The organism is Candidatus Poribacteria bacterium, assembly GCA_021295715.1.
Lineage (GTDB): Bacteria > Poribacteria > WGA-4E > WGA-4E > WGA-3G > WGA-3G.
In genome coordinates, this window is record JAGWBV010000120.1 from 1 (window position 1) to 8,873 (window position 8,873).

9 protein-coding genes are annotated in these 8,873 nt (G+C 47.7%); 8 read left to right on the forward strand and 1 reads right to left on the reverse strand.

The genetic code is table 11. The features are described 5' to 3' along the window. From tilS to J4G07_20920, 8 genes are all read left to right on the forward strand, one after another. On the forward strand, nt 1-1,107 hold a 1,107-nt coding region (tilS, locus tag J4G07_20885), incomplete at its 5' end, for a tRNA lysidine(34) synthetase TilS (protein MCE2416442.1). Continuing rightward, on the forward strand, nt 1,094-1,657 hold the full coding sequence (gene hpt, locus J4G07_20890) for a hypoxanthine phosphoribosyltransferase (protein ID MCE2416443.1): 564 nt from the start codon (nt 1,094-1,096) through the stop codon (nt 1,655-1,657). The genes tilS and hpt, both read left to right, overlap by 14 nt. Nucleotides 1,658-1,790: 133 nt before the next feature. Continuing rightward, nucleotides 1,791-2,573 carry a c-type cytochrome gene (locus J4G07_20895; protein ID MCE2416444.1) on the forward strand — a complete coding sequence of 261 codons (783 nt, stop codon included), beginning with the start codon at nt 1,791-1,793 and terminating at the stop codon, nt 2,571-2,573. Nucleotides 2,574-2,746: 173 nt separating this feature from the next. After that, nucleotides 2,747-3,280, forward strand: coding sequence for a hypothetical protein (locus J4G07_20900; GenBank protein ID MCE2416445.1), 534 nt, complete (start codon nt 2,747-2,749; stop codon nt 3,278-3,280). 97 nt (nt 3,281-3,377) lie between these two features. Then, nucleotides 3,378-4,163 (forward strand): M23 family metallopeptidase, encoded by a 786-nt coding sequence (locus J4G07_20905; protein ID MCE2416446.1) that lies wholly within the window; start codon nt 3,378-3,380, stop codon nt 4,161-4,163. Beyond that, nucleotides 4,129-5,595, forward strand: a complete 1,467-nt coding sequence (locus tag J4G07_20910; GenBank protein ID MCE2416447.1) for a transglycosylase SLT domain-containing protein — start codon at nt 4,129-4,131, stop codon at nt 5,593-5,595. The genes J4G07_20905 and J4G07_20910 overlap by 35 nt, the downstream gene beginning before the upstream one ends. Before the next feature lie 36 nt (nt 5,596-5,631). Then, nucleotides 5,632-6,894 (forward strand): Gfo/Idh/MocA family oxidoreductase, encoded by a 1,263-nt coding sequence (locus J4G07_20915; GenBank protein MCE2416448.1) that lies wholly within the window; start codon nt 5,632-5,634, stop codon nt 6,892-6,894. A gap of 37 nt (nt 6,895-6,931) precedes the next feature. Then, the gene (locus J4G07_20920) at nt 6,932-7,996 is read left to right on the forward strand and encodes a Gfo/Idh/MocA family oxidoreductase (protein ID MCE2416449.1); all 1,065 of its coding nucleotides are present in this window, start codon (nt 6,932-6,934) and stop codon (nt 7,994-7,996) included. A gap of 240 nt (nt 7,997-8,236) precedes the next feature. Here J4G07_20920 and J4G07_20925 read toward each other — a convergent pair. Beyond that, nucleotides 8,237-8,873: transposase (locus J4G07_20925; GenBank protein MCE2416450.1), on the reverse strand; the 637-nt coding region annotated here is incomplete at its 5' end.

Sequence of the window (8,873 nt, forward strand, 5' to 3'; positions counted from 1 at the left end):
GAGACGGTTCTGATGAACCTCATTCGCGGGAGTGGATCCACTGGGTTGAAAGGTATTCTGTCTGTCCGAGACATTAAATTTTTTGGCACAGCTTGCAAGCCAAAACTTACTGTCAAAAGTATTCGACCCCTCGCCGGATTTACACGGCAACAGATTGAAGCATTCCTTACATCCAAGGGGTTAGTACCACGGCATGATTCAACCAACACAGATATCCGTTATTTTCGCAATCGTATTCGTCATGAGTTGATACCGAGGCTTGAAAGCGACTATAATCCAAATATCAGAGTCGGATTAAGCCGAACTGCTGATGTATTAGGGGCTGAATCGGAATACCTCGACACAGTTGCACAAGAGGCGTTTGAGACCTGCCGCGTTCGAGATTCAGATAGGGTTAAGGTACTCGCAGCATCGGAAAGTGTCGTGTTGGACAGAGTGAAGTTCCAACAGTTTCACATCGCAGTCCAGAGACGGGTACTTCGGCAGAGTTTCTTTGAAATGTCAAGGGAGACGGGTGATCTCTATTTTACACATTGTGAAGCAATGCTAAGCCTTATCGAAGGGGATGCTCCGAGTGCTGTATTGGCACTTCCAAACGGCTTACGATTCCGACGTGTATATCAGTATCTTATCTTTGAGGTAAACATAAATTCCAGATCGCCATTTCCAATTGAAATTGAGAGCTTTGTTTATCCGCTGGCTGTTCCCGGTAAAACATTTATCGCTGCTTTAAATACGGAAATTATGGCTGAATTGGGCGATATTCGGTCCCGTGAGGTCGGGACGTTACCGGATGGAAGACTTGAAGCAATTTTTGATTATGAAAAGGTAGAGGGAGCGTTCGTAGATCTCTCCTCAGAAGCACTTCCGCTGACAATACGCAATCGACGGCAAGGCGACAGATTTCAGCCATACGGTATGCGGGGAACGAAAAAGATTAAGGATTTCATGATAGACACCAAGGTGCCTCGCGACGAACGCGATCGCATTCCAATGCTTGTTTGTGGCGACGAGGTTCTCTGGATCGTTGGTTATACCACCAGCGAACCGTTCAAGATTCATCCAGGCACGCGGCAATATCTTTACCTACGTTATGTCAGTGACTAAACCTTCTCCTGAATCCGTTCTCATTTCTGAATCTTGCCTTCAGAACCGCATTCGTGAACTCGGCACGCAGATATTCACAGATTATGAGAACAAGGAGTTGGTACTACTTGGTGTCCTTAGAGGCAGCGTCCTTTTCTTCGCGGATCTTGCCCGTGCTATCTTTAAAGCACAAGATGAAAGTCAAACGAGAGAAGTCGCGCTTCGTTTTGAGTTTGTGCAACTCATGAGTTACCACGATAGTACGCGACCTTCGACAGTAAAGCTTATCCGCGGCGGTAGCGATTATCTCAAAGAGCGACATGTCCTCATCGTGGAAGATATTGTTGATACTGGACGGACTTTAACTTTTCTCCGTGAACACCTTCAGGCGTTGAACCCGAAAACCGTTAAGGTTTGTACATTACTTGATAAACCGTCTCAACGTCAAGTGCCTGTTCCTGTTGATTACATCGGTTTTGAAATTCCAGATACGTTCGTTGTTGGGTACGGACTTGACTATGCACAGCAGTATCGAAATTTACCCTATATTGCTATTTTAGAATCAATTTAAGTGATTTTTGCTCAGAATTGGGATCATACAAGCACAAAATCCAAGGCAAAATATATTTTTTCATTTTTTTGTTGACAATAAATTAAGCATTTAGTAAGATATTTAAAGTTACTACCTTGAAAGGAGATTTATAATGCGTAAATTTGTTTCATTTGGCTTTTGTGGTGTTTTGATTGCAGGATTTATCCTTCTCACGCAAGCCCAAATGTCAGACAAAGCGCAATTGGGGCGCGAACTTTTCCACGATCCAACTTTTAAAGGAACGATTAAACCAGGTAACAGATCCGGGTACGCAACTGGGCTTTCTTGTGCAAACTGCCATGCTGATTTCGATGATGCCGCAAATCCAGACGGTCTGATTCGAGCAGGGCACAGTGTTGTCGGTGTCCCCCACCGAGGAGAAGCCAAAGGCGGAATGATTAAAGGCGCGGATTTCGCGCGTGCGGCTGGCGGCGGCGGCTTCTGTTATGAGCATTTCTTACAGCGGATCCCCGGCGATAAAGTTAATCCCACAGCAATTCCAGCAGAGCATGCCGAAGCACTCATGGCTTATTTTGAAGTTATCTCTGGTGACAACAAAGGACCCGAATTCGAAATCGCAATGCTGGACGACGATGGGAAAAAAGCAGCAGGTGAGAAAATCGGTGCCATGAGTGGTGATTCAAGCAAGGGATGGGAACTTTTTGGACGTGCATGCGTTGTCTGCCATCCAGCAGCCAATAAATCTGGCATCGGTCCGCAACTCGTCCGCTCCAGAGCCCCTCGTGATATTGATAAAACAATGGTGCGTTGGGCTACCAAAATTCGCGGCGGTGGATCTCTTATGCCGTTCTATGCCCCTGACATCCTTAGTGATCAGGATATCGCTGATATTCTTGCGTTCCTGCGTCAGGAAATAGAAAGCACAAAGAAATAACAACCAATCAGGCTGGAATACTCCTTCCAGCCTCACATCCTGTTTTTGAATCTGTTTGATTTTTTGTAACCAACTCTCTTCGCGACTCGTTTTTTCAAGACAAAATAGTAGTCGTGTTAGTCTCAGGGCGCATAAGCGTTTTGATTGATCTAAACATAAAGAGAGGTGGTGTCATGAAAGGATCTCAGTTCCTTACAATATCTTTTTACATTTTCCTCACAGGTTTCGTATTAAGTTTCGTGAGCTGCGGTGGAAGCAACCTAAACAACCCTGTATCAGAAGGGGACGTAACCACTGAGAGCAGTGAAAGCACCGATGGTGTCGTTGAACTTGCAGAAGGAAACTTGGACGCTGAGGAGACAACGGGGCAGATCGCCGATCTTGACGTAAAAGTCACCGTTACGAAAAAAACGGTGGAACCCGGTGAAGAGGTGGAATTAGCTGCTTCCGTCAAAGGGGTTAGAGGTACCAGTGTCACGTTGAACTGGCTGAATATTACAAATCATGGGAGGCTTTCCGCCTCCAGCGAAAATCCAATTACTTGGACTGCTCCCCAAACGTTAAATGGTGAGAACGTTCAAGTTGAAGTCATCCAACTTATTGTGACTGTGATTAGCGAGGTTGTTTCAGTCGGCGCCTCTGGAATTGATACCGATACCCAAATTTTTTCAGAAACGAAAACGGTTTTGTTAACCGTTAGAGATTAGTTCGCAAAAATAAAACCTGTTCTACACAAGCGATAGTCGTATCGGATACGTTTGACATGCCGGCAGCGTTTGTTTTTGCATTGTCTTAGGGTATCAAATGAAGAGAAAATTGATTCGTATTTTTATAGTTGCTATATCTGTGATGGCGATCTCTGGAACGGAACTAAACGCTGGTGGTCCCCACCAACATCAGGTTCAAAAAGGGGATACACTGTGGGGGCTCTCTCGAAAGTACAAGGTGCCTCTCAAAAACATTATCCAAGCTAACAGCATTCAGCCAACGAAACGGTTGCAAATCGGGGAAAAACTCTTAATCCCTAGCGCGCCTGTCGAAGGTGTTTGGTATAAAGTTAAAGCTGGGGATACGTTGTGGAGTATCGCGCTCCGCCATAATATGGAACCACAGGACCTTCAGCGAATTAATGGGATATCCTCGCCTCGCACCCTCCAGATTGGCACAAGACTTCGTATTCACCGAGATGACAGTCTCAGTTTTGGCAATCCGCTTCGGGGCCCTTTAGTTGTAACCTCAAAGTATGGTTATCGGCCTCACCCTGTGACTCGCCGCTACCAGCGCCATGAAGGCATAGATTTTCGTGCCGCTACTGGTACCCGCGTTTATGCTTCACGAGCAGGTCGGGTTATCTTTGCTGGACGGAGAGGGGGTTACGGTAAACTCGTAGGTATCGAACACGAGGGCGATTTCACGACATGGTATGGACACTTGTCACACATCAGAGTGAGAGTTGGGCAAACTGTCACAAAGGGAAGGGTAATTGGGCTTTCCGGGAACACTGGTATTTCAACAGGACCCCATTTACATTTTGAAATTAGGTACAAAGGCAGAAGTGAAAATCCAACAAATCACATTACTATACCATAAACCGGGTTTGCTACTCGTAGCGGTTGTTTTTTTCTTATTAGCGTATTTTCTCAGTCAAGAAAGCACATTATCAGACCCTCTCAACCTGAGACCCGAAGTCGGCACACGCGGACTTGGGTTGAGCGGGGCAGTTATTAGCAGCGCAGACGACGCAACAAGTCCACTCTGGAATCCTGCGGGACTTGCCACGTTGGAACGCGGAAACCTGATTTACGACCTCTCCCAAGGCGCCGTCTCCATCGCTTATCCTATCAAATATATTGGTACATTTGGTGTAAATTTCCTTGATTTAAATCGCAGCGATCGGTTCCTCTTAGAACACACCGCAAACCCGGTTGGCAGCTTTGAACTCGGCAATAATCAAGCACTTTTTTCTTATGCCAAGAGATTAGGAAGTTTTCAACTGGGTGCCAGCACAGGGTATAGCCGGGCACCTTATTATGGTAGCCTCTGGGCACAAAATTATGATGTTGGCCTGCTCACAGAGATTAACCCTCACCTTGCTGTAGGGATGCGATTACGCGATATTGCTGGTGTAACCATTCGACATAGAGACGGTCAGGTGTTGCAAACCTTCGATCAGCAACTTGCGCTCGGTGCTGTCCTAACGCCTCACCCGATTATCCGATGGCACAATCGACTCGATATTATCCATCCGTGTTTTGGTACAAGCATAGAAATCGGAAATAGAACGATCGCGGCTCGCGTCGGATCAATGTTTACCTTTGGCACGGGAACCCCTTCCCAATCTTGGAGCATAGGGTTTTCACTGAACCAATTAGGGAAGCAGTTCCATTATACATATTTGAATCACAATGATCTGAAGCATAGACATCTCGCTTCAGTAGGCATGTCTTTTGGGGCGGCACAACCCGCTTCACAGAAACCTCCAACCAGTGACACTATTATAGGACAATCAACAGAAACGCAGCGGCGACAATCAAAACGAAAAGCTTCAGAATATAAGGGTGCCCAAATCGCACGGGAATACGACGTTGATGTAGCACTCATGCTTGCTATCATTCATACCGAATCTAACTTTAACCCACTCGCTGTATCAAACAACGGAGCAGCAGGCTTAATGCAGCTCATGCCCGATGCCGCACAAGATCTTGGGCTCAAGGTGCCGAAATACAAAAATAGAAGGAAACCGAAACTCGACCCGAACATAGATGAACGATTTGACCCGAACAGAAACTTGCACGCGGGTTTAACTTATTTCAAAATGCTCTACGAAAAATATTTGAATAATTTGACTTTGGCACTCGGAGCGTACAACGTCGGTCCCGGTAAGGTGAGAATACGCGGTCCACTGATTAGCAGCGGAAAAAGATATGCGAGGAAGGTGATTAATCGCTCCCAATATTACCGTGACAAGCCGACACAAATGGAAATTGATCTCAAGCGGTTAGAAAGAATCCTTAATGAATAAAGAAGGCGCGACGCGCGTCAGCTGCGGGGAGATAGTATGGATAAAATTAGATTGGCAATCGTTGGATGTGGCGGTATGGGACACCGACACATGTACGGGTTGGCAGAACTTCATCGGGTAGGATGGACGCGGTTTAACCTTGTCGGTGCATGTGATCCTGTCCTCGCTAATGCCGAGTCGCTCGCTTCACAAGCAGAAGAACGTTTTGGTGAGAAACCTGCTGTTGTTGGGAGTCTGGAAGAACTCGCTGAAGTCGGGGTAGATGCTGTGGATGTGACGACGACACCCCCGTATCATCACACCGTCGCTATTGAAACCCTTGAACGTGGCTGGCACACTATGGTCGAAAAACCCATGGGGTTAACCGTTCGAGCGTGTAACCTTATTCGTCGTGCCGCCGATGCATCCGATGCGATTCTCAGCGTCGCAGAAAACTATCGGCGCGACCCGATCAATCGACTCGCAAAAGCACTGCTGGATGCAGAGGTCATCGGCAAACCACGTTTCCTCATTCACCACGCAATCGGTGGCACAAATCGTATGACTATCTCCGTCTGGCGACACCAGAAAGATCAAAGTGGTGTCCTACTTGATGTCGGTGTTCACTATGCGGACATGATCGAGTATCTTCTTGGTGATATTGACACAATTTATGCCCAGACCCGACTCCATGAACCGATCCGGTATAATGCTGCCGCAGTGACCGGTGAATCCGGCTCTAATCCTGCTGGGGTGTATACGAAATGGCAACGCAAGATGCCTGCGGAATTTGAGGCGACTGCAGAGGATGCGGCTTATGCGACCTTGACTTTCAAAAATGGCGTTGTCGGGCAATATATTGAAGACCACGGCGCATGGGGACAAGGCGGTTGGCTTCGGAAAATCCACGGATCCCAAGGTTCTATGACACTCCCCGGCGATCGGAGCGGTGGAATTATCACCCTCAATATTAACGGACAGGAAACAATTAACGACGAACGACTCTTGGATCTCGTTCCAGACTTTCGCTTAGACGCCGTCACAACAGATCTTTTCGGCGGAGATCGGCTGTGGAAGTATGAATTGCCGTTTACGCAAATTGACCCGAAGATTATCGCTATCGAATATGGGGACTTTGCTGAAGCTATCGCTGGAAACAGTGAGGTTGAAGTAGATGCATATCAGGGTACTCGGTCAGTCGCCCTTTCCTATGCAATGCTTGAGTCGGGTGCAACGGGACAGATCGTTCAAATAGATCAGATGCTCGATGAATCAATTAATACATACCAGCGCGAAATTGACGAAGGGTTAGGCATCTAACCGTCTCGCAGCTGTGCGTTGGGGGACAATCCATACAATGACAAACAAGCAGGAATTCGGGATCGGTTTGATTGGGTTGGGTATCGGACAGCAGCATTTGATCGGTTATCAACGTCAAGGGTTACGCGTTGCTGCAATCTGTGACAAAGATGCAGGACGCCTTACCGAGGTTGGAGAACAATTTCAAATCGATAAGCGATATACTCGTATCGCTGACCTGATTGCCGATGCTGATGTTGATGTGGTTGACATGGCAGTGCAACCCTGGATCCGTTCCCCCATCGTCAAAGCCGCTGCTGAGGCTGGTAAGCATGTTCTCTGCCAAAAACCGTTCTCAATGTCAATGCGACAAGCCGTTGAAATGGTAGAGACTTGTGAGCAACACAACGTGCAGCTCATGGTAAACCAGAATTCCTGCTTTGTTCCCGGTTTCCTTGCTATTGAACCCTACATCAACGCTGAGCACCTCGGTGAAATCTACCATGTCTCAATAACCTGCAACGGGTTCTACACCGAGTTCCCCGAACGCCATCTGATTCCAGCGATGCAAGTGCATCACATTGGACTTGTGCATAAGTGGTTCGGTGAATATGAGAGTGTTTACTGCCAAGCACACGGGCATAACAGGTCTATTGAGGAGGGAGAAACCGTTTCCCTCACACTTTTCAAGAGTCGGAGTGGTGTCCAAGGCTTGCTTTCGTGCAACTGGGCGTTCCTTGCCGATTCTGGACGCAATTTACAGCACCCTCACGAGGAAATCCGCATTCAAGGCACCAAAGGGGCAATCTACGGCAATAGTGGTGACATGACGGTTCACCTCACGGAGCCGGAAACACGTGAGATGAAACCGTCGATTGAGGGAACGTGGTTTCCAGATGCCTTCGGAAACGTGATGGCTCACTTCCAAAAGTGTCTGCGCACTGGAGAGACACCTATTACGCATGGCCGTGGCAACTTGCACGTCGTCCAAACGGTGTTCGCCATGCACCAATCGGCGAGTTCCGGGGAAGTCGTCCTGCTTGACGATATTTCGTTGGATGGCGACTACGACCTGAGCCCTCATCTTGTTCACAGTGCAGACGATACGGCTATTCTGCAGTAAAGCCACGCGCCTCGCAGATAAATATGGATTAAAAACACTCAAGCGTGATATGCTGTCAGATAGAGGAGCTGGAAATGGATTACACAGACATTATTACCATTGAACCCGGTGATACCACCCAACGCCTAAAGGCGTGGGAAACCTCGGTTTCGTAGCGACTGCGGTTTTCTCAGAGAGTCCACCGTCTTCCGTCTCCGCCGCACTCACGAAGGTGCGATCGAACGGCTTTATCGCGCATTGTTACGCGGGTACCCCAGCCTGCAAAATGTTGATCGCAGCGTTGACGTCCCTGTCGTGGTGAGACCCACAGTCGGGACATGTCCATTGCCTATCTGAAAGCGTTAGATCTTCGTTGAGGTGTCCACACGCCGAACACGGCTTTGTCGTAGGCGTCCAGCGACCTGCTTTCAACAATGTTTTACCGTATTTGGCACACGTCCATTGAACAAATTCACCCAAGGCTATATCAGAGATTTTCCGTCCCCACAGTTTCTTCATACCTTCAAGATTGAGCGTCTCAATCGCAAGTGTATCATATTTCCGAACAAGGCGGAGTGCCAACTTGAAGAACCAATCGCGTCTCCTATTGGCGATTTCCTTATGAACACGGGCGAGATGCCACTTTGCACGATACCAGGCACTTGAACCCTTTTGCTTGCGGGAGAGTGCCTTGTTTGCGGAACGGATTGCGTTGAGACCTTGTTTATAGAACTCTGGCGAATCTATTTTCGTCCCGTCTGAAAGTGTGAGAAATGTTTTCATTCCGAAGTCCGCCCCTGCCACATTACCGGTCAAAGAGAGTTTCTCGGAAGGTTCACAGTCCTCACACGTGATGTAGAGATAGTAGTCGCCTACGGGGTCACGCTTGATTGTGACG

What these genes read in the sequence shown, in the direction of transcription:
- J4G07_20905 (MCE2416446.1), top strand. Translation starts at nt 3,378, where the DNA reads ATGAAGAGAAAATTGATTCGTATTTTTATAGTTGCTATATCTGTGATG.
- J4G07_20895 (MCE2416444.1), top strand. Translation starts at nt 1,791, where the DNA reads ATGCGTAAATTTGTTTCATTTGGCTTTTGTGGTGTTTTGATTGCAGGA.
- J4G07_20900 (MCE2416445.1), top strand. Translation starts at nt 2,747, where the DNA reads ATGAAAGGATCTCAGTTCCTTACAATATCTTTTTACATTTTCCTCACA.
- hpt (MCE2416443.1), top strand. Translation starts at nt 1,094, where the DNA reads ATGTCAGTGACTAAACCTTCTCCTGAATCCGTTCTCATTTCTGAATCT.
- J4G07_20915 (MCE2416448.1), top strand. Translation starts at nt 5,632, where the DNA reads ATGGATAAAATTAGATTGGCAATCGTTGGATGTGGCGGTATGGGACAC.
- J4G07_20920 (MCE2416449.1), top strand. Translation starts at nt 6,932, where the DNA reads ATGACAAACAAGCAGGAATTCGGGATCGGTTTGATTGGGTTGGGTATC.